Source organism: Candidatus Steffania adelgidicola (genome assembly GCF_020541225.1).
Taxonomy (GTDB): domain Bacteria; phylum Pseudomonadota; class Gammaproteobacteria; order Enterobacterales; family Enterobacteriaceae; genus Steffania; species Steffania adelgidicola.
This window is the reverse complement of the sequence record NZ_CP045889.1, coordinates 868015-894988: the sequence shown is the minus strand read 5'-3', so window position 1 is coordinate 894988 and position 26974 is coordinate 868015. Positions and strand designations below refer to the sequence as shown.

15 protein-coding genes are annotated in these 26974 nt (G+C 38.2%); 12 read left to right on the top strand and 3 right to left on the bottom strand.

All coding sequences use genetic code 11. The features are described 5' to 3' along the window. Positions 1 to 222: 222 nt before the first annotated feature. The 4 genes from GFK82_RS02520 (at position 223) to GFK82_RS02505 (ending at position 8005) form a co-directional block, all read left to right on the top strand. A complete protein-coding gene (locus tag GFK82_RS02520) occupies positions 223 to 2001 on the top strand; it encodes a SmdA family multidrug ABC transporter permease/ATP-binding protein (RefSeq protein WP_226810369.1) in 1779 nt (592 codons plus the stop codon). Beyond that, positions 1994 to 3799, top strand: coding sequence for a SmdB family multidrug efflux ABC transporter permease/ATP-binding protein (locus GFK82_RS02515; RefSeq protein WP_226810368.1), 1806 nt, complete (start codon positions 1994 to 1996; stop codon positions 3797 to 3799). The genes GFK82_RS02520 and GFK82_RS02515 overlap by 8 nt, the downstream gene beginning before the upstream one ends. Positions 3800 to 6252: 2453 nt before the next feature. Then, positions 6253 to 7116 carry a dTDP-4-dehydrorhamnose reductase gene (gene rfbD, locus GFK82_RS02510; protein WP_226810367.1) on the top strand — a complete coding sequence of 288 codons (864 nt, stop codon included), beginning with the start codon at positions 6253 to 6255 and terminating at the stop codon, positions 7114 to 7116. A gap of 55 nt (positions 7117 to 7171) precedes the next feature. Beyond that, positions 7172 to 8005, top strand: coding sequence for a glycosyltransferase family protein (locus GFK82_RS02505; RefSeq protein WP_226810366.1), 834 nt, complete (start codon positions 7172 to 7174; stop codon positions 8003 to 8005). A gap of 423 nt (positions 8006 to 8428) precedes the next feature. Here GFK82_RS02505 and pgm read toward each other — a convergent pair whose 3' ends face one another. Together pgm and GFK82_RS04090 are read right to left on the bottom strand one after the other, a co-directional pair. Then, entirely contained in the window at positions 8429 to 10072 is a 1644-nt protein-coding gene (gene pgm / locus GFK82_RS02500) for a phosphoglucomutase (alpha-D-glucose-1,6-bisphosphate-dependent) (RefSeq protein WP_226810365.1), read from the bottom strand. A 16-nt stretch (positions 10073 to 10088) separates the two neighbouring features. After that, a complete protein-coding gene (locus GFK82_RS04090) occupies positions 10089 to 10256 on the bottom strand; it encodes a hypothetical protein (protein WP_226811282.1) in 168 nt (55 codons plus the stop codon). A gap of 2459 nt (positions 10257 to 12715) precedes the next feature. Between GFK82_RS04090 and GFK82_RS02490 the strand changes: the two genes are divergently transcribed. The 4 genes from GFK82_RS02490 (at position 12716) to sdhE (ending at position 20417) form a co-directional block, all read left to right on the top strand. Beyond that, entirely contained in the window at positions 12716 to 14350 is a 1635-nt protein-coding gene (locus GFK82_RS02490; RefSeq protein ID WP_226810364.1) for a CTP synthase, read from the top strand. 1353 nt (positions 14351 to 15703) lie between these two features. Next, on the top strand, positions 15704 to 16792 hold the full coding sequence (gene ddlA / locus GFK82_RS02485; RefSeq protein WP_226810363.1) for a D-alanine--D-alanine ligase: 1089 nt from the start codon (positions 15704 to 15706) through the stop codon (positions 16790 to 16792). A gap of 1874 nt (positions 16793 to 18666) precedes the next feature. Further along, entirely contained in the window at positions 18667 to 19662 is a 996-nt protein-coding gene (gene pgl, locus GFK82_RS02480; RefSeq protein ID WP_226811281.1) for a 6-phosphogluconolactonase, read from the top strand. Positions 19663 to 20159: 497 nt separating this feature from the next. Further along, positions 20160 to 20417, top strand: a complete 258-nt coding sequence (sdhE, locus tag GFK82_RS02475) for an FAD assembly factor SdhE (RefSeq protein ID WP_226810362.1) — start codon at positions 20160 to 20162, stop codon at positions 20415 to 20417. A 1221-nt stretch (positions 20418 to 21638) separates the two neighbouring features. Here sdhE and ycaO read toward each other — a convergent pair. Then, a complete protein-coding gene (gene ycaO / locus GFK82_RS02470; protein WP_226810361.1) occupies positions 21639 to 23411 on the bottom strand; it encodes a 30S ribosomal protein S12 methylthiotransferase accessory factor YcaO in 1773 nt (590 codons plus the stop codon). 158 nt (positions 23412 to 23569) lie between these two features. On the opposite strand from ycaO, the gene serC reads away from it, so the two are divergent. From serC to cmk, 4 genes are read left to right on the top strand one after another with little or no spacing between them, the layout of a single operon-like run. Then, a complete protein-coding gene (serC, locus tag GFK82_RS02465; RefSeq protein WP_226810360.1) occupies positions 23570 to 24655 on the top strand; it encodes a 3-phosphoserine/phosphohydroxythreonine transaminase in 1086 nt (361 codons plus the stop codon). After that, positions 24636 to 24884: a hypothetical protein gene (locus GFK82_RS02460; protein WP_226810359.1), complete on the top strand. Its 249-nt coding sequence runs from the start codon at positions 24636 to 24638 to the stop codon at positions 24882 to 24884. The genes serC and GFK82_RS02460 overlap by 20 nt, the downstream gene beginning before the upstream one ends. After that, positions 24844 to 26151 carry a 3-phosphoshikimate 1-carboxyvinyltransferase gene (gene aroA / locus GFK82_RS02455; RefSeq protein ID WP_226810358.1) on the top strand — a complete coding sequence of 436 codons (1308 nt, stop codon included), beginning with the start codon at positions 24844 to 24846 and terminating at the stop codon, positions 26149 to 26151. The genes GFK82_RS02460 and aroA overlap by 41 nt, the downstream gene beginning before the upstream one ends. A gap of 51 nt (positions 26152 to 26202) precedes the next feature. Then, positions 26203 to 26886 (top strand): (d)CMP kinase, encoded by a 684-nt coding sequence (cmk, locus tag GFK82_RS02450; RefSeq protein ID WP_226810357.1) that lies wholly within the window; start codon positions 26203 to 26205, stop codon positions 26884 to 26886. Positions 26887 to 26974 lie beyond the last annotated feature (88 nt).

Sequence of the window (26974 nt, the reverse complement as noted above, 5' to 3'; positions counted from 1 at the left end):
ACGCTAAGCTTATCATTTTTAGTAAGTGATGAATATATTTAGTGAATAAGGTGATAAAACTTAATATTTTCTCGTTAGGTTATCTGATTGTAAAAATCGGAAGTGATGTGAGACAAGATAGTTCAGATGGTATCTGGCTATAATACTTTTATCAAAAATCTGCGTTATGCATTTAACGATGGTGTGTGACGAGCTGGCTTATTTATTCTTGGAATAATATCTGTGAGATTATTTGCGCAATTAGGATGGTTCTTTCGCCGTGAGTGGCGGCAATATCTGGGTGCTGTGATACTACTGATAATAATCGCCTTATTACAATTAGTCTCACCGAGGCTAGTAGGGGTTATTATCGATAGTATGATGGCTGGCCATCTTAGTAGGCGTCATTTGGCAATATGGATAGGGTTTATCGTCTTCACCGCGGTACTGCTTTATGGATTGCGTTATGTCTGGCGTATTTTACTATTTGGCACAGCATACCGATTAGCGGTAGAACTACGCGATAGTTTATATCATTTTCTGAGTCAGCAATCGCCTGGTTTTTATTTACGCCATCGAACCGGCGATCTCATGGCTCGCGCTACTAATGATGTGGATCGTGTGGTTTTTGCCGCCGGTGAGGGAGTGCTGACACTAGTAGATTCATTCGTGATAGGTTTCTCAGTACTAATGGTAATGAGTTTAAAAATTAGCTGGGAATTAACCCTTTTAACGTTGTTACCGATGCCAATTATGGCTTTTTTGGTAAAACGAGATGGTCAGTGTCTGCACCAGCATTTTCGCCTGGCACAGGCGGCTTTTTCCTCTCTAAATAATCAAGCACAGGAAAATCTCACTAGCATCCGGATGATTAAAGGTTTCGGTTTGGAAGAGTATCAGTCGGCGAGATTTTCTGCTATTGCCTTAGAAGCCGGAGAGAAAAATATGCAGGTGGCTCGTGTCGATGCTCGTTTTGATCCTACGATTTATATAGCAGTGGGGTTATCTAATTTGCTAGCAGTTAGCGGTGGAAGTTGGCTTGTGATCCGAGGTCTGATGACACTCGGGCAACTAACAAGTTTTCTTATGTATCTCGGATTGATGATCTGGCCTATGCTTGCTCTGGCCTGGATGTTTAATATTGTAGAGCGTGGCAGCGCAGCCTATAGTCGTATCCGACAGACCTTAGAGACACATTCGGAGATTAAGGACGGTCAATTGTCTTTACCTGAGGGACGTGGTGCGCTGAGTGTGGGGATAGTGGCATTTGCTTATCCGCATACCAAAAAGTATGCGCTGCGAGATATTCATCTAACATTGGTGCCTGGTAAGATGTTAGGTGTATGTGGTCCAACTGGGGCTGGAAAAAGTACACTGCTTGCGCTTATTCTACGTCAGTTTGACGTCAGCAATGGAGAGATATGTTTCCACGATCTGCCATTGACTTCTTTAGTACTTGATCAATGGCGTCAACGGTTAGCTGTGGTGAGTCAGACGTCTTTTTTATTTTCCGATAGCATAAGTAACAATATCGCTCTTGGTCGTCCAGAGGCCACAGCGAAACAAATTGAGGAGTCAGCGCGGTTAGCTTGTGTGCATGAGGATATTATATCCCTTTCGAAGGGATATCAGACGCAGGTCGGTGATCGCGGGGTTATGTTGTCGGGAGGACAGAAACAGAGGTTGTCGATTGCTCGTGCCTTACTGATGGATGCAGAGATTCTTGTATTGGATGACGCGTTATCAGCGGTTGATAGCCAAACCGAACATAGAATATTAGATAACTTGTATCGTTGGGGAGGAGATCGGACGGTAATTATTACCGCGCATCGATTGTCAGCTTTACGGGGAGTAAATGAAATCCTTGTATTAAAGGAGGGGAAGATTAGCCAGCGTGGAAATCATATGTCGCTATTGCAAGAACGGGGTTGGTATCGGGATATGTATGGTTACCAGCAGCAGGAAGCGGCCTTTGAGCAGGAGCCCTACTCCTCCCATCCCAAGGAGGTGAGAGGTGCGTAATTGGATTAGTCTGTGGCCTACTCTTAGGAGACTTCTTCTCTATGGGCGTCCCTATCGAAGACGATTGACGATAGGGCTCTTTATGCTGGGGTTGGCAGCGACTGCGGAAGTTTCAGGTCCGATAGTAATTAGCCATTTTATCGATGATATGTTTCCGGATAGAATATTGCCATTCTGGCGGGTGGAGTGTTTAGTGCTGTTTTTTTTGGGTCTACAGGTGCTTTCAGCTACGCTGCGATATTTTCAGGTATTATTATTCAACCGGATCGCATTAACAGTGGTGCAGAAGCTGCGCACGGAAGTTATGGATGCTGCGCTATGTCAACCTTTAAGTATCTTTGATACTCAGGCAGTAGGACAGTTTATTTCTAGGGTAACTAATGATACAGAAGTGGTAAAAGATTTATACGTCACGGTGGTGGCTACTATCTTGCGAAGCGCAGCATTAATCACGGCTACATTGGTGGCCATGTTTTTGCTAGACTGGCGATTAGCATGTATCTCGTTGCTTCTATTTCCGGTAGTGGTTGTGGTTATGTGGTTTTATCAGCGTTATAGTACCCCGATTGTTCGGCGGATTCGTTATTATGTAGCTGATATAAATAATATTTTAAATGAAATCATTAACGGTATGGAGGTAATTCAACAATTCCGACAGCAGCAGCGTTTCAGAGAAAAACTTCAGAATTCGAGTTACGTCCATTTCCAGACGCGTATGGAGACGCTTCGTCTAGAAGGCTATCTTCTACGTCCATTGCTTAGCTTATTGTTTACTCTAATATTATGCGGTATACTGTTAATGTTTGGATTGAGTCCAAACGGGGTGATCGGCGTGGGGATCCTGTACGTATTTATAAACTATCTTGGTCGTCTCAATGAACCGCTAATCGAGTTAACATCCCAACAATCTATTATGCAACAGGCGGTTGCTGCAGGTGAACGTATCTTTGAACTAATAGATAGTCCTGCACAGCATTATGGACAAGATGACTGTCCTCTTAGGGATGGTACTATTGAATTACGGAACCTCCAGTTTGGTTATCATTATGAATCATTTGTGTTACAGGATATTTCTCTGCTAGCACCAGCGAAAAGCTTCATTGCTTTAGTGGGACATACGGGTAGTGGAAAGAGTACGTTAGCTAGTCTTATAATGGGGTACTACCCAGTAAATCAGGGTACACTAATGCTAGATGGAAGGCCTATTGAAACTCTTAGTCATTATGCGTTACGCAAGAGTATTGCAATGGTTCAGCAAGATCCGGTTGTAATGGCTGAAACGGTCTATACAAACATTGCTCTGGGGCGCAATATAAGTGAACAACAGATCTGGCATGCACTCGAAAAGGTGGAATTAGCGGCGTTAGTTCGTTCTCTACCTGGCGGGATATTCTCTGAACTCGGTGAGCAAGGTAATAGACTGTCGGTAGGGCAAAAGCAACTATTAGCCTTGGCGCGAGTGCTGGTATCTATGCCAGCTATATTAATTCTTGACGAGGCTACCGCCAATATTGATTCTGGTACTGAACAAGCGATCGCACGTGCACTACAGGAAGTCCGTCGGCATACCACACTGTTGGTGATTGCGCACAGGTTGTCAACGGTGCTAGATGCAGATCAAATCTTAGTATTACATCATGGTAAAGTAGTAGAACGTGGAACGCATACTAAGTTGTTGGAGGGACAAGGACGTTATTATCAGATGTATCAGCTGCAGCAGGCAGATCAGGCTCTACGCGACGAAGAATCTCAGATTCCCGTCTCTCGTATCGTGCTTTCAGGGGAGCTCCCACTCTAACCGCCGGCTTAGTCTCTGAATTGCATTATAATTTTAATGCAATTTATCATGATAAATACATATCTATTATTCCATCTGAAACTTCCATTATGCATCCTGTATGCTTTTAAAAGCAGATACCTTTATAAGGTGTTTTTAATATTGCAATTATTTTTCAGGTCATTTAATACTGTTCATGATTCCCGTAGAATCTATTTGTTTCTTAGGTTGATACAATACGATCAGACGCTATATGTTCTAACTCTTATTGTATAAATCTAGCTTGCTACGCCTTATTCTTTTCAAGAAAATGGTAATTTTAGCATATAATCTTAGGGAAGATATTAGGTAACAAGTATGTATCTATATTATTTACAAACACAGCTGTCATTTTCTTTCGTACAGGCCGGATTATGTTTACACATATAATGTTTCTATCCCTTAACATTTCCTTTTTCGATCTAAAACAGAGGAAATGAAAGCCGAAGTATAAAACAATTAAAAGTGTTTAATTTCTTGAACGGCGTTTTAATAGTGTTTGTATATAAACATATCCTAAAGCTTGAACCTTTATAGCATTTTTATTGTGTTATATTTTTATTATTATAGTTCGAAAAAGTCAAAAGCAGGAATACTCCAAATTATTTTCTTACTAAAATATTTGGCATTTTATTATTTCATGGTTTGTTAAGTATTAAAATAGATACCAATCTTGCTTGGTATTAAAGAAAAACAAAGCGTTATTCAGCCTAACAAAGATAGTTGTTTGATTTTAAAACGGTGTTTAATAAAAATAATATTTTTATGGTATCTAAATAGGTTACCATTCTCTGTGGGACTACTTTTCTAGTAAACATCTTGTTTACATTACAAGAGATTCATAACACAAATCATCAGATTTTCATCTGATCACCTATGATTCTAAAGTAATGCAAGTCATCATCCTATATTTAAATATATATACTGAATAAACCGTGGTATTAAGAATAGATATTCTGCAATAGATGCTTGATGTTTTTTAAACAGCACATCTATCCTGTTATTTTTCGCCGTTCATCTCTAAATGCTAATTTTTTGTTTGGATTGATGTTTTTATCTATATTTAAAATTAGAGAAGAGTGTACTTACTAAGTTTGCTAGATTGTACGGTTGTTTTTCAATATTCATATTATGAATAATATTAGCGTGTTTCTTAGGAGTAGGTGATATGTAGTATTACAATATATGATGCTATATTTTAGATGTGTATACTAGCTATGTATCGATAAAATTTTTTGAGGAATAAAATTTTAGTCACATAGCAGATATTGATGATATAATGCCAGATTATTGAGAGTCGACTATAATAACAAAATTATCAATATTATATTTCATGCGAATGGCGTTTAGTTTTCCCTTAGTAAATTTTTCCACTTAGCTTCGGATACTAAAATAACCAAAATATAAAAAACATAGTTTTCACCTCTGCCATAGTATTTTAAAGAGTCTAGGTTGTTTCTTTAGAACCTAGAGTAATCCTGGTTTTCAGGGATAAGAGTTCCAATCTCTTAACTAACACTAATGCTTTCAACTATTATACGGCTACGAGTAAGAAAAAGTTCAAGAATGGTATTTTAAAAGGTTATAAAGTTTTTTGAAGACAAACCCCTAGGATAGGTAATAGGGGTTTAGGAAAAACATCGATTGAGCAAGATTTTTATTAAATGCAATAGCATTTTATTCCTTAAAATTCATTCAGGCATTCCTAGTTACAGTATTAGGCGCATCAGTGTAACCTCATCTATATGCATTAGATTGATGTATATTGTTTTTTATTAGTGGGTTTTATAAGAGACCTTGTATCCAAGTATAGATAACTCTAGTGTTTTGTCTGTTTTGTTGTATAAACTGATTAGTACTGGCTGGTTTGAATAACGATTTAAAACTGAGAAAGAGACAGTAGAAGTCAACTATTTATATACGACTACCGGTTAATACTCTTAAATCAGTAAGAGTAGCGTCTCTCTTTTAGGAGAGGAGTAAGTAAACTGTTACTAACAGGTGAAATCCTCGTTTTTTAAAAGTAACCAATATGGTTACACTTTTTAAATATAGTGAAGAAATTTTCTTGTTTAAATGAAAGGAATGTGGTTCGTCACTTTCTTGCAGTTAAGTTCTATTTTTTTTGATGGGGGGATTACCTGTTCATAAAAACAATCTTTATATATTATCTAAGAATATATTATCAGTTAATAACTATATTGAAATATATAACACTGAGTGATGAAACTTTATACAATAATTTGACATATAAGAATTATCGAAATCTTACTCCGATTTTATAAAGTATAAATGCATACTGGATTCTATATGATCTTTTCAAAAACTCCTCATCTAGAGGCGACAAGGTGAAATAAAATAGTCGACTGATATGATAAAAAAACGCCTTGCTTTCAGGGAAAAAACATGCGAAAACTGTAAAAAGAGATGAATCTATGAAAGTGCTCTTGAGTGGTTCACATGGGCAGTTAGGGCGTTGTTTTCAAGATCGTCTTCCGGCAGGGTGGGGAATACGGGCAACAGATCGTTATGAATTAGATATCACTGATCTAGCTCAAGTCAATCTTATAGCATCAACGTATCTACCTGATGTAATTGTAAATGCTGCAGCTTATACGGCTGTTGATAAAGCAGAATCAGAGGCTGAAATAGCTCAGGCTGTTAACAAAAACGGCACTCAAAATCTTGCTGCTGTTTCAGTAAAATTAAATGTTCCATTTTTTCATATCTCTACGGATTATGTATTTGATGGCTTAGCTACAAAACCATATAGTGAGGATATGCCTTGTTTTCCTAAAAACGTATATGGGTGTACAAAACTGGCTGGAGAGATAGCAGCTTTAAAGATAAATCCCAACACTGTTATTATTAGAACCTCTTGGGTATTTAGTGAGTATGGAAATAATTTTGTTAAAACAATGCTGAGGCTTGGTTATGAACGTCAAGAACTCGAGGTTGTCTATGATCAACGGAGTTGTCCGACCTACGCTGGGGATATTGCTGAAGTGATTATTCGTATGTTAAAGGCACAGACGATACCGAGGGGAATTTTCCATTATTGTGGTGATACTGTGGTTTCATGGTATGATTTTGCAAAAGCTATATTTTTTTCTGCACAGGTTTTAGGTTTATATGACTATAGAGTTACATTAAAGCCGATTTTAACGGCTGATTATCCAACATTAGCCTCTAGACCAATTTACTCCGTGCTTAATACCAATAAAATTCTTGCCTTAAACTTGACACCTAGTATTTTTAAGCGGCAATTAAAAGCTGTTGTAAAGATAGTTTTATCTTAGTAAGAAGCAATGATAAAGAAAGTGGTATACCAAAACTTGGATTAGCTTAATAAAAATGCTGGAAGAGAAAAAAATGCAGGTGATAGCATCTATTGTTTTATATCACCATAGCTATGAGCAAGTTGAAAATACATTGCGATCGTTACTACGCGAACAATGTGTAGAACGTATTGTTTTAATTGACAATGGTGGTTCGGGATGGGCTTCATCTCTTAATAATGATCGTCTATATTATATTTTAAGTGGATATAATGTTGGATTTGCACAAGCTCATAATTTAGCCATAATGCTTTACTTGATGGATTTTAAATATTTTTTAATTTGCAATCCAGATATTAGCTTCACTTCTGGTTCAGTAGAATGCCTCTACCGTTTTGCCTGTTTAGGTGCACATCAATTCGTTTCACCTCGTATGTGTTATAGTGACGGGCGATTTCAGTATAGCTGTAGGTTGCTACCAACCCCTCTCAATTTACTCTTAAGGTATTTTTTACCTACTTTAGGGAGGAAAATGGATGTTAACTATGAGCTGCAACAAGCTGATTATAATCAAACTTTTTTTGTGCCTTCTGTTTCAGGGTGTTTTATGTTGTTAAAGTGTGAGCTTTTAAAAAAACTGCATGGCTTTGATGAACGTTATTTTATGTATCTTGAAGATGTTGATCTTTGCCGTCGCGCTTTACGACTAACAAATATCGTTTATTTCCCTGGTGTAACTATTACACATTTATTTGGGAAAGGATCATATAAAAACATAACGATGTTACGTTATCATATATGTTCTGCGATAGCTTACTTTAACAAGTGGGGATGGTTTTTTGACCGTGAAAGACGCCAATATAACAAACAGTTTTTAAGAGATATTCCGATGTTACATCAGGATAATTAATTCGGTAAAAAATTTAAGACCACTGAAATTATAGTTTTATTATTTTTTTACAATAGTCTTCTTACATTTGTTTTGTTTTGATGAATATTTTCCACGGTGTTGTTTACTCAAAAATAAAATATTCCTACTGGAGAGATAATTGATTGGAGGTGTTGACTTAATACTCTTAAAAAATATCAAAAAATGTTTTATTAGAGAAGTGCTTATAGATTTCTAAACAAATACCAGCGTTATATGAATAATAATAAGGTAACTGAAGCTTTAGGTCGTATCTCTTGTAAAGAGAAGTCAGTCCTTGCTTAGAATGGACATAAATTATCATGGTATTGTTTTATATACTATATCTTGAAGATAAAATATGTCCATGTGAATTGAAGTGTAGTATGTGTTATCTCAGGGGAGATATGTATATAAGGTAATTTTTTATTTCGATACTATGAGTAAATTATTTACGATATCGAATGCCTCTCTCTCAATCTGCAAACGGTGCTCTTCGCCAAGAAAGCTTTCGCAGTAAAGCTTATATGACTCTTCTGTCCCGGAAGAGCGAACTGCAAACCAGCCATTTTTTGTTATTATCTTGATTCCGCCAATAGATGCTCCATTTCCCGGAGCCGTGGTTAGTCGTGCTGTGATCGGATCGCCTGCTAGTCGACTAGGGCCGATTTCGTCTGACGAAAGTTTTGATAGAATTGTTTTTTGCTCGTGACTAGCGGGCGCTTGGATTCTGTTATAACTGGGAGAACCAAAGTGATAAGCTAGAGTATTATAATTATGCTGTGGATTTTTACCGGTAACTGCGGTAATTTCAGCTGCCAATAGACACATGATTATACCGTCTTTATCAGTAGACCAGGGTTGACGGTCAAAGCAGAGGAAAGACGCACCCGCGCTTTCTTCTCCGCCGAAACCTAAACTACCGTTAAACAACCCCTCTACAAACCACTTAAAACCTACCGGCATTTCTACCAGTCGGCGGCCGAGACTTTTTACCACCCAGTCAATCATGCTGCTCGATACTAACGTTTTACCTACGTTTATCTCATACCCCCATAAAGGCCGGTGCTGGAATAAATAGTTAATAGCTGTTACCAGGTAATCATTAGGTTTCATCAAACCAGCCGGGGTGACTATGCCGTGCCTGTCATGGTCGGGATCATTAGCGAATGCTAAATCAAATTTATCACGCTTCGCCAACAGCCCGGTCATTGCTGCGTCTGATGAACAGTCCATGCGAATGATGCCGTCATGATCGAGATGCATAAAACGGAATGTCTGATCCACTTCTTCATTGACTACAGTTAGATCTAACTGGTAATACTCAGCGATACGTTGCCAATAGAGGATACCGGATCCACCCAGTGGATCAATATTTAATTTTAATCCAGAACGTTGTATTGCTTGCATATTGACCACTCTAGCTAGCCCTTCAACATAAGGTTGGACTAGATCTCGGGTATGGATATGACCATTTTTCCAGGCTTTCTTCAGTGTTAGGCGCTTTACGTTACGTAAATTATCGGCCAATAGTGCATTAGCATACTTTTCGATAGTTTGGGTTACTGTAGTGTCAGCTGGCCCCCCATTTGGCAGATTGTATTTAATTCCGCCATCTTCTGGCGGGTTATGGGAAGGTGTAATAATGATACCATCAGCTAGCGCTCCCCCTTTTTGGTTATAAGTCAGGATAGCGTTAGAAATTACCGGTGTCGGCGTATATCCGTTATCTGTTTGTACAATTACTTCTACATTATTTGCATTTAATACTTCTAATACTGAGATAAATGCTGCTTCAGAGAGTGCATGCGTATCTTTACCTACATAGCACGGCCCTTGAATACCCTGCCGGATACGCTCTGTGACGATAGCCTGACTAATAGCTAAAATATGGGCTTCGTTAAAGCTATGGCGTCTAGCGCTACCGCGATGTCCTGAAGTACCAAATTTGACTCTCTGAGCATTATCGCTAGGCTCTGGATGAAGTACATAATACTGTGATATTAATTGCGCAACATTAATTAAATCGCTCTGACGAGCCGGCTGCCCGGCGCGGGGATGATGGGCCATTGGCGTTACTCCGTTACTAGTCAATTAAATTCAAGTGTGGTAAAAATGTTTCCATACGTTTTGTAGAGAACTTTAATGCCAGCATAACAGGTTTAATCATACTCTGTTTTGGAGCGTTATTAGTATTGATAATGATTACAGAAGGTGTGTTGACTACCTGCTTAGATTTTCTCTGTTCTCTGATTTTTAGTAGCGTTGATCAGTCGATAGGAAAATGAATTCGGGTAAGATCCCGCACTATTTCGGTTAAGACAGCGAAAGTATATGACGATAGGGTGCTGTAATGATGTACGTATTGCATGGATTTTACTCGATCGATGAATAAATAGACTTGAGATGCATCTTAAGATTGTTCCGTAGGATGAAGTATCTATATAAGATATAGAAACGTCTTTAATGATAAGGATATATTTCGAGATTTGATATCAAATATTAGAGATATCTAAGATAATAGATTCTGAGTATGCATGGGGTAATACCGATAAAGACTTCAGTGATAGAATTTTCAGTCTAATCCGCTCATATCTATATCAATTAATCTTGATGATTACATAAGTTAAACTTAGCTCAAACACAGTAGAAACTATGTCAGTCTAGAAAGCCGTATGTTTTTTTAAAGGTATTTCAGTTGAATGATTTATCGTCATCTGATAGATAAAAACACTGTTTTACTACATTAATGTTGATCAAGGTAAGACTTGATTTGAAGGTTTCAAAGGCTACTGGTGCTGGATATCACACTCTTTAGTATCAATGGAAGGGTGGCTTTATAATTAGATTTTTATACGTTGATAAAACGGTTTAATATGTCTTTTAAATACAGAAAAAGGCTTGGATAATAATTTCTGTTATTTGGTAAAGAGGACCAGTCGCATTTCCGTTTTTTGGGATTCCGTTTTGAAGTATGAGAATATAGTTTTTAAATTTATTGTTTGGACCGAATAGATAGTTAGAGATAGCGCAAGGAAGATTATACAGTCATTTAGTGTCAGTTTTCTACAAAGACAATCGTATTTTCTGTAAGTGATAAATGATCTCACTAATATTATTATATTTTTATTTATAAGAAGTAAGTATAACGATTTTCTTATTTTTAGCTAGAGTGGATTATGGGGAGTTTTTTTATCTGAACAAAAAGTGAATTAATTAGCGTATTTATAATAAATCAATATTATTATAATATTAACATGAGGTAATATTGCTCAATAGCGATTGAGCAATACGTAAAGTCGAGGGAAGAAAAAGGATTTAAATCATAAAAAAGCATTTAGATTGTCTTCTGATTTGTAAAAATACACTAACATAGTTGTATTAAAAATTTCAAAGATATTTGAAGTGCGTAAGACACTATATCCTAGTTATTGACTAAACTATTCTATAGTTGAGTGATAAAATAGGTAGGCAGAAGATTCACTACGACACTAGCTTTCCAATTTTACTCAAAATTTTAACAGTCTATTCTTACTGATATTTTAAACGAGAGAATGAGGGATTGCCTTCATTACAGTCTTAGCTAATACAACACCATGAGATCTTAATATGAGATTAGTATTGGGTTAAACTTTACACTATTTTAAAATGAATGATGCAACCCTGTATAGGGTGAATATGGAGTGCTTGAATACTATTTAATATATTGTGTCTCACGCGAATTCATCAAATCTTTTTTAATTTGTGGTTGATAGATTGAACCATCTTAATTATTATTCAGCTAATACAAGGCTAGAGTGCGTGGGGAATATCTCTGCTATTTCTTAGATACTCCAGATCTTATTCTATTTTTTAATATCGTTTTCTATTAAAAAATAAAATAATGATATTAAATTAATTACCAATGGATTTATTGATTACCCATTCTTCTCTAAGATAAGAGCTTCTGAGGTGAGTGGATGTTACCGAGAAGAAGATAGTGTTAGTTTCCCAGATATTGATATGATCTGGTCTATCAAGCACTGCTTGATAGAGAGAGAGGAAGAACGAAGGTATGTGAAGCTATATGGCTTCGGTGAAACTGTTTTATGTAAAAAATTAGTGCTATTTATAAAGCAAATAATGGCATGAAATTTGATCATTCTATATTACGGAATCACTAATTTAAAAATAGTGTTATAAGAATATATGTAATATCATAGTATAAATTTAAGTCATAACATTAGTAGCTGTGTTAAATAAAATCACATAAACATGCTATTTTTGTGTAATGAGATTAAATAAGGCGGCTGTCTTTTTATATGTTGTGTTTCTCTTTCTCTATCTGTACATCTTTAATCTGATTTTTAAAAAACAAATCCATGTAGTATGCAAGAAGCTATAATATTAAATGTATTTAATCTTTGTTTATTTAATAGTATTAAATACTATTAAAATCACAGTCTCTCATGTGATTAGTTCAGATTATTCATGATATAAAAGGAATAAAGCAAAAATGTTTTTCATCAGCGATTAGAAATGTACTGTTTAGTGTCTCATTTCGAGTAAGTATTATGTATACGTGTGATCTGTTTTTTATAACTAGAATAGTCCATATTATTTTTCCGTGACTGTATTATAAAATGATGTTATATACACCAGATAAAAAATCTAGGTTAAAGTCTGCTACCTGTTTTTATCATTCCGTTTTATACCTAATTTCTCAGGTTAAGCATGAGAACAAACTATATTTTCGTAACCGGCGGAGTTGTCTCTTCTTTAGGAAAAGGGATTGCCGCAGCTTCATTAGCTGCTATTCTTGAAGCCCGTGGTCTTGATATTACCCTCATAAAACTAGATCCCTATATTAATGTCGATCCTGGTACTATGAGCCCCATCCAACACGGCGAGGTTTTCGTAACCGAAGATGGGGCTGAAACGGATCTAGATTTGGGGCACTATGAACGTTTCATTCGTACAAAAATGTCACGTAGTAATAACTTTACTACCGGTCGTATTTATTCCGATGTGCTTCGAAAAGAGCGACGCGGTGACTATCTAGGGGCTACTATTCAAGTTATTCCGCATATCACTAACGCTATTAAAGAACGTATTATCGAAGGCGGAGAAGGTCATGATGTAGTGCTCGTAGAGATCGGCGGTACTGTGGGTGATATTGAATCGCTGCCTTTTTTAGAAGCTATTCGCCAGATGGCGGGGGAAGTGGGGCGTCAGAACACCATCTATATGCATTTGACCTTGGTGCCATACATGGCGGCATCAGGAGAAGTTAAAACCAAGCCAACTCAGCATTCAGTAAAAGAGCTACTTTCCATTGGAATTCAGCCTGACGTACTGATTTGCCGTTCGGATCGTTCACTGTTCCATAATGAGCGAGCGAAAATTGCTTTATTTTGCAATGTACAAGAAAAGGCAGTGATTTCACTAAAAGATGTTGATTCAATTTATAAGATTCCAGCGATCTTGCATTCACAAGAGCTCGACGATTATATTTGCAAACGATTTAGCTTGAACTGTCCTACAGCAGATCTGTCTGAGTGGGAAACGGTAGTTTACCAGCAGGCAAATTCGGTTGGTGAAGTCACCGTAGGTATGGTCGGAAAGTATATTACATTGCCAGATGCCTATAAGTCGGTGATGGAAGCCCTCAAACACGCTGGACTGAAAAATCGCCTGATTGTAAATATTCGTCTCATTGATTCGCAGGATGTTGAAACTCGTGGTGTCGAAATATTAAAAGATTTACATGCGATTCTTATCCCCGGGGGGTTTGGGTATCGCGGGGTAGAAGGTAAAGTGCTGACTGTGCAGTATGCGCGTGAGAAAAAGATCCCTTATCTAGGTATCTGTCTGGGAATGCAGGTGGCATTAATTGAATTTGCGCGCCATGTGGCAGGGATGCGGGATGCAAATTCTACTGAATTTGTTCCAGACTGCAAGTATCCGGTAGTAGCCCTAATTGCTGAATGGCGCGATGAAGCAGGAAATATAGAACGGCGTAGCGGAGAGAGCGATCTAGGGGGTACCATGCATCTCGGTAGTCAGCCTTGTCATTTGGCGGCCGGTAGTCTAGCCCGCCAGATATACAATGAGACGATCATTATGGAACGCTACCGTCATCGGTATGAAGTAAACAACGTGTTGTTGAAGTATATTGAAGCTGCGGGGCTGCGTGTTTCTGGATGGTGGGGAGAGGATAAATTAGTGAAAATAATTGAATATCCAGATCATCCTTGGTTTATCGCAAGCCAGTTTCATCCTGAGTTCACTTCAACCCCGCGTGATGGGCATCCATTATTCGCAGGCTTCGTCAAAGCAGCGGTGGAATATAAAAAGAAAAAGTTGTGATTCGGATTTATTAACATTTTTAAAAGAAGAAGATAAGACGACTTAACTAAAGTTTATATATCAAAAAATATTTTTTCTCCTAAAACCATCAATTTTACATTTAAAACTTTCTCAAGTTAAGAGCATTAAATAATTAAAATCTTAGTTTTATTTTGACTGATAAAAGATCATACAGTTTGGCGATTTATCTTAATAATATAGTTATTGTGAGATATTCATATAGCAAACGATACACTACATCTTGGTAAGATGTATCACGTTATTCACGTGGAGATGAATATTGTTAATAGGAATCACCCCGTCTACAAACGATTAGTAATCGGCTAGTCATAGCAATATCATCCCGGTATTAGGATGTATATTAGAAATCGCTACACACTTAGTTAAAGTTATTTGTGAGTTTATTAAGTATCTGAAGCAGACAGTGCAGATAAATAATCATTTTCTATATCGTCTTGAACGTTATAAACAACATATTTTTATAAAGGATCATATCCTGATAGAAAAGATTAACATTTGATTTATCTTATAAAAATCCATCAAATTTCATTTATTAACCATTTATGATAAGAGACTCGATACTAAACTTGTAAATTATGTTTAAAATCGTAGCTAGTTATATATCTATAGCATGATACACATCATGGTTGGTATGTCTTCGGTCTTTAATTATGCTAGCAAACATCGCTGTATCGTTAATTAAGTAAAGAGTGAGAAATATGATTAAAGATACACTTAACAGGTTTAGAATATCAGCGTTTTTATCTGGATATAGCGGTGAAATATTCGCTATAAATCTTCAAAAAAACCTCGTGATCTATACTTACTTGTTAGCACATATTTTCTATATGTACCGTGTTTTTATTTTTTTAGACAACTAAGATAAAAGTATAAAAATTATTTTTTTATTTTTTTATTAAAAATATTTTATTATTTTGAGTATCAGAGTGTTTTATATAAGTACGGACAGGTCGTTTTTTTTTGATTTGAACATAAGTATCACTGTTTAAATATGAAGTTTCCTATAGAGGAAACCATACCGTTTTTTGTCTAAAAAAGTTACGCAATGATTTTATGTATCTACAAAAGTTTGTTGTGCAGTGAGTAAATCTCTTCTCCTGAAGAAACTTGAGATTGCAATACATGGCATTAATATATTTATTTCTGCAATTAGACATCGTCTTAATTAATATTTAATATTAAAACTGAGTTGAAGTTCATGAAGATTGCAAGAGCGTAACACGCAACCTGTTAAAAAATAGAAACTCTATCGTCAGAGACGATAAATATATTCGATATCAATGCATCTTCCGTATGCATTTAATTAATTCTTTAGTAATCAATGAGAATATCATGGAGTCAAGAGGAAATGAAAAACTACAAGTCGCAGTGTTATTCGGTGGTCAGTCCACTGAGCATGCAGTATCATTGTGCTCATCGATTAATATTATTCGTGCCATTGATCGTCAAAAATATGATTTGACACTGATTGGTATCAGTAAAGAAGGACGTTGGATATTATGCGATGAGCAGGACTATCTGCGTAATTCTGATGACCCCGCTATTATCAGCCTAGCGCCATCAAGACGCTACCTAGCAGTTGTTCCCGGTCAGCAGTTATCACCGTTAATTGATCTTGTTAGTGGCATGCCATTACCATTGATTGATGTTGCGTTTTCAGTATTGCACGGCGCTAGCGGTGAAGATGGATCGGTGCAGGGAGTACTACGAGTATTAAATATTCCTTATGCCGGATCGGATGTTATGAGTTCAGCCGTATGTATGGATAAAGATATGACCAAGCGTGTGCTGCACACTGCGAGAATACCAATGACACCGTCAATGACGTTATATCATTCAGATACGGTGGTGACACGAAGTTTTGATGCCATCAGCGGCAAATTGGGTTTGCCGCTATTTATTAAACCTGCTAGCCAAGGTTCTTCGGTAGGAGTAAGTAAAATCACTAGCCAGGCTGGCTTTGATGCTGCTGTAGAGTTAGCTTTTCAATATGACACAAAAATCTTAGTTGAAAAAGCGATAATTGGGCGAGAAATCGAAGTTGCTGTACTAGGTAACAATGCTCCTAAGTTAAGCGTTTGTGGTGAAATTCTGACGCATGACGAGTTTTATACCTATCATACAAAATATCTTAAGGCCGCTCATTCAAGACTAGAGATCCCGGCAAAAATTGAGGCGTCTGTTAGTACGGCCATCAGGGAGATAGCCCGACACGCCTATCTTGCGCTAGGGTGTAGAGTGATGGCACGGATGGATTTCTTTTTAACTCAGCAAGGGCAGATCTTGCTCAATGAGGTCAATACTCTTCCGGGATTTACCTCAATGAGTATGTATCCTAAGCTATGGGAAGCCAGTGGTCTGGATTACCCCGCTCTAGTAGAGCGTTTAATTACCTTAGCGCTTGCAGGTAAAAAAACTTAGCGAAATCTAGCAGTAAAATACATTGATTTATTAGATCCGATATAAGATATGCAAGAAACTTTTTTCTTATAGAAAATCAGAAGTACTACAAGTATTGCTAAATGAAATAGGTCAAAGAAAATCATCATCACATTTTTATCTTGCTATGCGATTGATATCTCTACTATAATGCGATCATTATAATGGGAAATTATACTGTTTTAATTTTGATGGTATTTCATGTTTTAACTGCTTTTTCTTCTTTTCTTGGTATCACTCTTGTCTATCTGCTAAAGAAGTATAGTCTACAGCTATTTGTGTAGTTACTCTAATCAGAGTGGAGGGCTTCAAGGTATAAATGCTTAGGTGATTACAGTATAATGTAATCACGGATACAGTAGGCTGATATATTGAGCATAATAATGTACGGGGGACTTAGTAGATGATGAATCTTTACACTCCCTCAATAGATTATTAGTAAATACCCCCTTTTGGGTATGAATAGTATCTGATAAAGCTATATGATTCTATCTATTTTTCTGAGAACGGGGAAAATGAATATGTCATATTGCTTGGTTACTATTTTAGGTTGAGTCTGATATGCAAACCTCGCCTAGATTGGTAAGTGATTTTAGTAAAAAATATTTTATAAGAGTATCAGTTTGGTATTTTTATTAGGATAAATACGAGAAGAACCTATAGCTACTTGATCTAAAAATAAATCTGGTTTCTTTTTGAAAATATAGATTTGATTATACTATTAATATGTTCTGGTGAAAATTGTGATTTAACATTGCACCCTTAGTGGGTGAAGGATTAATTGTTGGATTGTTAAGGCAAGAACTGTCGGTGATAGTTGAGTCTCAAATTTTTGAATAAAATAACTTCCGGTTTTCACAATACCCTCGATAAATGTATGCAATTATTTGGTAAAACTCTTGGTTTTTGAATTCTGTTCTAGACTCGAATAATCTTCGATATTAATATTTTTTTCACAGAATCCGAAAATAAACAGTTTTATAAAATAATTGCATATATTTAGTATTGCCTTGTGTGATTGCGCTTTCCTAATTTATAAATATGTTTTGAATATCCTATAATTTACTATCAGTACTCTAGGCATAGAGAGACCTTCGTGGCTAAGATAACAAAAGAAGTGTCATGTATTGGTTTTGGTATGCCTGTTATAGTAAGAGATACAAACCGTATTGTATATATATGGTTATATAGGCGAAATATGGGTGCGCGAGGTGTCGTAGAGTATGTTGAGAAAACAGTATATATTTATATCTAAATAACTGGCTTATTAATTTAAAACGTTCGATAGGATCCTATTTGGATGGTAGAAATGTTTTTCTACAATATATCTACAAAGAGCTATCTAAGCCTGCTCGAGATACAGTAAGGTTGATGGATTCACGTATGAGTCAGGTGGCACTATCAAGGGGGATAAAAAGGTTTTCGTAAAAACACCATTAAGTAGATGTTATGGAGATACTTTTAGTAAAGAGATAGTATAACTTTAATTACAGTAGATGTTGGGTTATTACTTGCCTAAAGTGTCACTTAGATCTGGATACAGGTCTTGTCGTAGGTTAGGAGGCGTAATATTAGAGTTTCTCTTATTCTCTTGTATCGGTTATTGTTCATGACAAGGGATAATAGATGCCCACTTTAGATGATGATTAAGATTTTATAAATAGTGTTTATATTATTCAATCATTATCATGCGATGTTGCATTTTGGATGCGATAGTGAATACTAGAACGATGTGGGTAATGTACGTTTCACTAACAGCAACATTCTGTAACTGAATAAAAACCTGGCGTAAAATGCTCTCTCTTGCAAAAGAGAAGCATGCTGTGCGTGCTATAAAAACGAAATTAGGAAAATACATGAATCAAATTATCTACGTTTCTAGCCCGGAAAGCCAGCAGATACATAGCTGGAACATGGATGAAGAGGGCAGGCTAACCTTACTGCAAGTGGTAGATACTCCTGGAAAAGGGCAACCAATGGCAATCCATCCGGCGAATACGCATCTCTATGTTGGGGTGAAACCAGTTTGCGCTGTAATTACCTATCGTATTGATTATAAAGGATTACTTACCAAAGTTGGCATGGTTTCTTTGTCAGAAAGTTCATCATATTTGACTACTGATTTGTTAGGTAAAACGCTTTATAGCGCTTCTTATAGTGGCTGTTGTCTAAACGTAATTCCCATTAACGCCCAGGGAATTGTTTGTACACCCAACCAAACAGTGCGTGATTTAAATCACTGCCATTCTGTTAATGTTGACCGTACTAATGCATTACTCTGGGTACCGTGCTTAACAGAAGATCGCATCCGGCTTTACGCAATTAGCAAGTTTGGCCATCTAACACCGCACACACTGGTGGCACTGGAAAGTGTAATTGGTAGCGGGCCACGCCATATGGCGTTTCACCATAACGGTTGTTATGCATATGTTGTTAATGAGTTTAGCGGTACGATCGACGTAATAGCTATTAATGTTTCTGGCATAAGTCCACGCATCGTACAGACACTAGATATTATGCCGGAAGGCTTTAGTAAATCCCGCTGGGCAGCGGATATTCATATTACTCCTGACGGGCGCTGGCTCTACTGCTGCGAGCGTATTGCTAGCGTTATTAGTTGTTTTTCGGTATCAGGGGATGGCTCTGTTCTGAATTTGTTAAATATTCAGATAACAGAAGCTCAGCCTCGGGGTTTCAATATCGATGTTCAAGGCAAGTTTCTTGTGACAGCTGGGCAAAAATCACATCATATTGCAGTTTACGCTATTCATGAGCATTCGGGTGTATTAATACCGTTGGAACGTTATGCTGTAGGGCAGGGACCGATCTGGGTGTCAATCTTATCACTTTAGAGATTTTCACGTTGCCGCTAATAGACAAGTATCTCCATTGTGCATGGAGCACACTGGTTTTTTTTCTTTGGCTGATTCTTCTTCGAGTTTAGACCGATACCTGATAGTGAGTGTTAAGGAAATGCCATTATCAGTATAGTTAATCGATTTTTATCGATATAAATCATCTAGATTAAAAACACTGTTTTGCTATCATATTATACATCTTTTTTTCACTGTGCGTTTATATTCTTCTTATCTTCCCTAAAAAAAACTAACAAATATCTAGAGCAGAATTTTCATTAAGTGCCCTTCTCAGTACGGTCAGAAGATGATAACATTGGTTTAGCTCATTTAGACGTCTTGTCTCTAATCGATTTCTATCGCGAAGCGTCTTAATTTTTATGAGGTACGGGATATATCTCTTGAATTCATTTTGGACACATACTTACTCTGTGTATAAACGATACTAAATATTCGATGTTTATTGCAATGAGGTTATGAAGAGCAAATAATCTATGGATATCGCGAATAAATCGCGGATTTATTGGGCGTGCCGACGTGGTATGCGTGAGCTAGATATTACTATAATGCCTTTCTTTGAAAAGGATTTTGATAGTTTAGATAACCAAAATAAACAACGTTTTGTACGGTTGCTTGAGTTTGATGATCCTGATCTTTTTGACTGGCTCATTAATCAATCCCATCCAGAAGATGACGATTTATGCCATATTATCTCCATCATTCAGGAGAAAAATAAAACTCGCACTCTTTGAGTGTATGAGATCTGTATATCCTAAAATACTTTGATATTTCTCCTTACCTTTTTAAGGTATGCTAAGTTTTTTTGAGTCTCAGCTTTAGTTCTCTTGTGTAAGAAGATGCGTTTCTCCTCTGAGGTTATCTCCTTTAACTAGTGCGCTTGAGTGTGATTGGTGGTGCTCGTCATCTCCTTGGGTGAAAGAAATCGGGTTTTGACTGATAGCGATAATCTGTTGAAAAGGTGGTTTTGCTGAGATAATGGCAACACCATATCACTGTTCTGAAGTAAGAAAGAACAAAACAGATAACTAGGTATTGATCTAGAAACGCTAGACTAAGTTTTCTATGAATTGCTATTCACGGAAAACTTAGTCTAGTGCTACTTAAAATAGCCCTTGATCTAGGGTTTTTCTCGCGTCGAACTTTAAATCTTTATGAAAACGCGTTGCTTATTGTTGTCTTTATTACAGAAGCATGACTGATGCACTTAATGGTATTAAGTTGGTGACGAGTTTATATACGGGTAATCGAAGAGTGTTCAGAAGTTTAAAACTAGCTATTTATCAATATGTTAAAACTTATGAATATTAAGGGAAAATCAACCTCCTCGTTTTTATATGGATTATTCTATCGGTATGTCTGGATAACCATCACGTTTTCTTGGAAAACGCTTTATTTCCCCCATAATAATTTTTTGATATTCGTACTTGGATCTCTAATCCAATCGATTGTTTTATAAAGTGAGTAAGTTAGTGATGTATTAGGTTAGGTCTGCGAAATGTGTGTAAGACGATGTCAAGATAATAAAGTTGAAATATCATCTTCTTTAAAAAATCTACGTTATTTACATGTATGCCTTAAAAAAATAAAGGAGGCCACTTTCCCTTGAATATACATTATTCAAACCATATAAATTGATAGGCTATCTTCTATTTTTAAAAGATAAAAACTATAATCAATGCGCGCCTATGAGTAGGCATGTTTGATAACTTTTTGTAGAAGTAAATATCGATAATACTCCTATCCTATAGCTATCTCTATGTATAGGAGAGATGTTAATATCAAACTTCTTACTTGTAAGTTATCTAATTTTCAAAATTAGGAACGATACAGAAAAAGATGATAATGTCATATGACTATCTAGTGAAATCAGTTCTTCCTCCAGAGTTCAGTAGAACAATGTGGTTAGGCAGTTGATTATCCATATATATGAAATAGGTATCCTGAGTTGAGATTTAAGCGCGATTATGTTTTGACCAAAAACAGCGTTTAGCCTGCTGTGTTTTTTCATATATAACCAATAGACTACGGTGTGCGGGTAGGGCATAGAGATCTTTATCCAGCGGTGTTAGATTATAAAAAGGGGTGTCTCCAGAGAGCGCTTTTTTAGCGGCGGATAGAGTTTGTTCACCATACATACGAGTAAATGCATTTTGATATTGTTCGGCTGTACGCATTTTGTCTTTTTTCAACTGCAGTAGGGTATGTAGACAGCGGTAATAATTATCCCATGGTAAATTGAATCCTGAATCGTTAAAATCTCGAGTCCATTCAGTCCAGATCAGAGCCTGCTCATGATCACCGCCGGCTAACGCTAACATTGCTTTCAACTCACCGACTCTTAAGGTAAACCAGGGACTATTACTATCGGTAGCAAGGCCCAAGAATTCACGTACGCGAATAAAGTCGTCTAACCTTGTCTCGTAAATTTTTTCTAGAAGGGCTAGGTAGTCTTTTGCTTCCCATCGAGTTGCAGGAAGTTTACAGATTGTTGAGCGAAGATCGATCGCGATAGGATTATTGCTGAGCAACAAATCTTCAGTAGGATAGACATCTGACATTCCTGGCGCAAGGATCCGGCAAGAGTAGACGCCTAGATGCTGATAATCGGCGATATAAACCTCACTTCCATGTTGCTGAAAAATCCGCATAAGCATGCAAAACTCTGTTTCAGTTGTGCCACTAAAATTCCAGTTAGAAAAAGGATACTGAGATTCCTGTTTAAACATATCCCAGGATATCAGACCACTGGAATCAATAAAATGAGTTTCCAGATTTGCTTGTTCAGCAAGCGCTTGATTATCGAAAGTCGGCGGTGTGAACACGTCTAAGTCTTTCAGGCTGCGCCCTTGCAGCAGTTCGGTTAGAGTTCGCGCTAGCGCTACCCCGAAATTCGGATGGGCACCAAACGAAGCGAAGCAAGTGCCGTTGTCGGGATTAAATAACGCGATGCAGATAACTGGGAACTTCCCGCCTAGCGAAGCATCAAAGCTAAAAAGAGGGAATCCTGAAGCCTCTAGGCTCTTAATGGCTTCTGCAACGGCTGGATAGCCTGACAGGACCGCATTTGGAATAGCCGGTAGACTGATAGCTTCTGAGATGATACGATTTTTGACATGACGCTCCAATATTTCAGATAGCGCTTGTACCCGGGCTTCGCTGATAGTATTGCCAGCTGCCATGCCATTGGAGGCGTAGAGGGTATTAATGATATTAATCGGAATGTAAACGTTTTTTCCATTAGACTGTTGATTAAAAGGTAGAGCGCAAATTCCTCTCTCGATCTGACTGGATTGTAAATCTACAAGATTGTATCCACTCAATTCTCGATTTGGATCGTAGAAGTCATGCAGACGATTATCCAGAATACCCGCAGGTAGAGTGTTCTTGTCGGTAAGCATAAACCAGCGTTCATGGGGATAATGCACGAATTCGCTGGTGGCGATTGTGGCACCGAGATAAAAGTCAGAAAAAAAATAGTTTGTAGACAAGCGCTCAAAATACTCGCCAAGCGCTGAAGCTAAGGCTGCATTACGAGTTAAGCCTTTGCCGTTGCTAAAGCATATCGGACAGTCTCGATCGCGAATATGTACTGACCAGATATTAGGTACAGGATTTAACCATGAGACTTCTTCAATATTGCACCCAAGCACTTTGAGCTGCATCTGAAAGTGAGCAATGGAATCTTCGATACTTGCATCTTTGCCTGAAATAAAAGTTTGTGTCATGAGACTCACTTGTTTTAAGCAGTAAAGTGTTATGATACGGTATTTTCTCCCTCGTATCCATGTTTTCGGTTAAGAACTAGACATTGCGGTCGCCTGTGGGTGGTGTTACAAGCATGATGGTTTTTACAATTTTACTGGATAAATAGTGGTTAAGAAAAATGACTCAAGTGTTTAATTTTAGCTCTGGTCCCGCAATGCTACCGGCTACAGTCTTGCAACAAGTGAGGCAAGAATTGTGTAATTGGCATGATCTAGGTGCATCAGTCATGGAGATTAGCCATCGTAGTAAGGAATTTCTTGAGGTGGCAGAATCCTCGGAACAAGATTTTCGAGAATTACTCTCAATTCCAGATGGGTATAAAGTTTTGTTTTGCCAAGGCGGAGCGCGTGCGCAATTCGCCGCGGTGCCGATGAACCTGCTAGGGGATGCAGGTGGCGCTGATTATGTGGATAGTGGTTATTGGGCGCATAGTGCAATAATAGAAGCAAAAAAATATTGCAATCCTCGGATTATTAATGCTGCCACTGAAATAAATAACCTGCATGGTATTAAACCGATGCGAGACTGGGTTTTATCTAAGAATAGCCCCTATTTACATTATTGCCCAAACGAAACTATTGATGGTCTTGCTATTGATGAACTACCAGATTTTGGTAGTCGAGTAGTGGTGGCGGATTTTTCCTCTACGATTCTATCACGCTCTATAGACGTAACTCGATTTGGGGTGATTTATGCAGGGGCGCAGAAAAATATTGGACCGGCGGGGTTAACGTTAGTCATTGTGCGTGAGGATTTATTGGGTCGTGCGTATAAATCAATTCCTTCCATTCTCGATTATAGTGTATTAGCTGAAAGCAATTCAATGTTTAATACGCCGCCGACGTTTGCCTGGTACCTTTCAGGTTTGGTGTTTAAGTGGTTGAAAGCGAATGGTGGACTTGCTGGAATGGATAAACGCAATCAGGCCAAGTCTTCCCTGCTCTATCGTACTATCGACGAAAGCGATTTTTATCGTAATAGTGTTGCACCGATTAACCGTTCACGGATGAATATACCGTTTCAATTGGCAGATAGTAAACTAAACTCGTTATTTTTAGAGGAATCACAGGCTGCTGGTTTGCATGCCTTGAAGGGGCATCGGGTGCGGGGCGGCATGCGCGCATCCTTGTATAATGCTATGCCGTTGGAAGGTGTGAAGGCACTGGTGGACTTTATGCTTGGTTTTGTCCGTCGTTTTGGATAAAACACTTTTAGTAGTAATATGTTGCGTCGATTTTTTATGGCTGTTAAGCAATATGTCGTCGGCGTTTATGCACGTTGTTTTTATTATGATCGGCAACCTGGCCTTGGAGCTGAATATTACTAAATATCTATCTACCGGCGATGTTGCTGATTCTAAGCGTGATTCTTTTTCTGGAGAGCGTGTTACAGATGCAGGATTCTTTAACCCTAAACCCTATCGCATGCGTTAATGGCATAGTTAATCTACCAGGTTCAAAAAGCGTATCTAATCGGGCGCTCTTACTAGCAGCGCAAGCTATTGGTACGACATATCTAACCAATTTGCTTGATAGCGACGATGTCCGTCATATGCTTAGGGCTTTGGATCAGCTCGGAGTGAACTACCGACTTTCGGCAGATCGTCGAAATTGTGAAGTTGATGGTCTTAGTGGCCCGTTACGTTCAGATACTGTGCTGACGTTGTTTCTCGGGAATGCGGGCACCGCTATGCGTCCGTTAACTGCCGCGTTGTGTCTACAGGAACAGGATGTGACCCTAACCGGTGAGCAGCGAATGAAAGAGCGACCGATCGGTCATTTGGTTGATGCCTTGCGTCAGGGTGGAGCAAAAATTGAATATCTTGAATATGAACATTATCCGCCGATACGTTTACGAGGCGCCTATAAAGGCGGCGATATCAGCATCGACGGCAGCATCTCCAGTCAATTTCTGACTGCGCTCTTGATGATGGCACCGATGGCCCCATATAATACCCATATCCGCATTATAGGTAAGTTGGTCTCTCGTCCTTATATTGATATCACTCTGGCATTAATGGCCAGCTTTGGTATTGAAGTTCATCATGAAAATTACCAGGTATTCCACCTCGAGGGAAGGAAGTTATACCGTTCACCAGGAAACTATCTAATAGAAGGTGATGCGTCTAGTGCTTCGTATTTTCTAGCGGCGGCGGCAATCCGTGGTGGCAGCGTAAGGGTGACGGGTATAGGCCGCCGTAGCATGCAAGGTGATATCCATTTTGCCGATGTGCTCGAAAAAATGGGTGCAAAGATTCACTGGGGTAATAATTACATTGAATGTAGTCGTGCTGAACTTCATGCTATTGATATGGATATGAATCACATCCCTGATGCAGCTATGGCTATCGCTGTTACTGCGCTGTTCACGCATGGTGGTACCACTGTACTTCGCAATATTGCTAATTGGCGGGTTAAAGAAACCGATCGTTTAAGGGCGATGTCTACCGAACTTCGAAAAGTGGGTGCGGTTGTAGCAGAGGGAGAGGATTATCTAGCGGTTACACCGCCTAAAAGACTCACCCCCGCCAGTATTAGTACTTATAACGATCACCGTATGGCGATGTGCTTCGCGCTAGTATCGCTATCTGATATACCAATCACTATTCTCGACCCCAAATGCACCCAAAAAACTTTTCCAGACTTTTTCGCTCGCTTGGCAGCGTTAAGTATACCGGCATCATTGCATGATACGCGATGATGAAAAGTCAGATGACATTGATATGTTATGCATGATGGTAGTAAGGAGATTATGATGGTGACAACTCCAATAATAACCATCGACGGACCGAGCGCTTCAGGGAAAGGGGTGCTCTGTAAAGCTTTAGCAGAAGTATTAAGGTGGAATTTATTAGATTCTGGCGCAGTTTACCGGGTTTTAGCGCTAGCAGCCCTAGATCATCAAGTAGGCATCTATAGCGAGGAAGCGTTAGTGACGCTCGCTACTCATCTTGACATTCGATTCGAACTCGAGAAAGAGAACGTAAGTGTAGTGCTAGAAGGAGAGAATGTTAGACACACTATCCGCAATGAGACTATCGGTAATATCGCATCAAAAATTGCTACATTTCCACGCGTGCGTGAAGCACTTTTATGGCGTCAACGTGCATTCTGTACCTTTCCAGGCCTTATTGCCGATGGTCGTGATATGGGAACCGTAGTCTTTCCGAATGCCCCAGTAAAAATTTTTTTAAACGCATCTTCCGAAGCTAGAGCGTATCGCCGTATGCAGCAGTTGCAGGAAAAAGGCTTTAGTGTTAGATTTGAGCGTCTTTTATCGCAAATAAAAGAACGGGACAAGCGCGATCGTGATCGTATAGTGGCACCTTTAGTACCGGCGACCGATGCGTTAATGCTCGATTCCACCTGTCTTACTATAGAAGAAGTAGTCCTCAAAGCACTGATATATACTAGACAGACTCTTGCATCATCATAGCAATATGATCATTAAATTACCCCGCAGTGAGGAAAGATAGCGGGGGGTGTATAACAACCCCATCAAGCATGGATGCTTGGTGGACGTT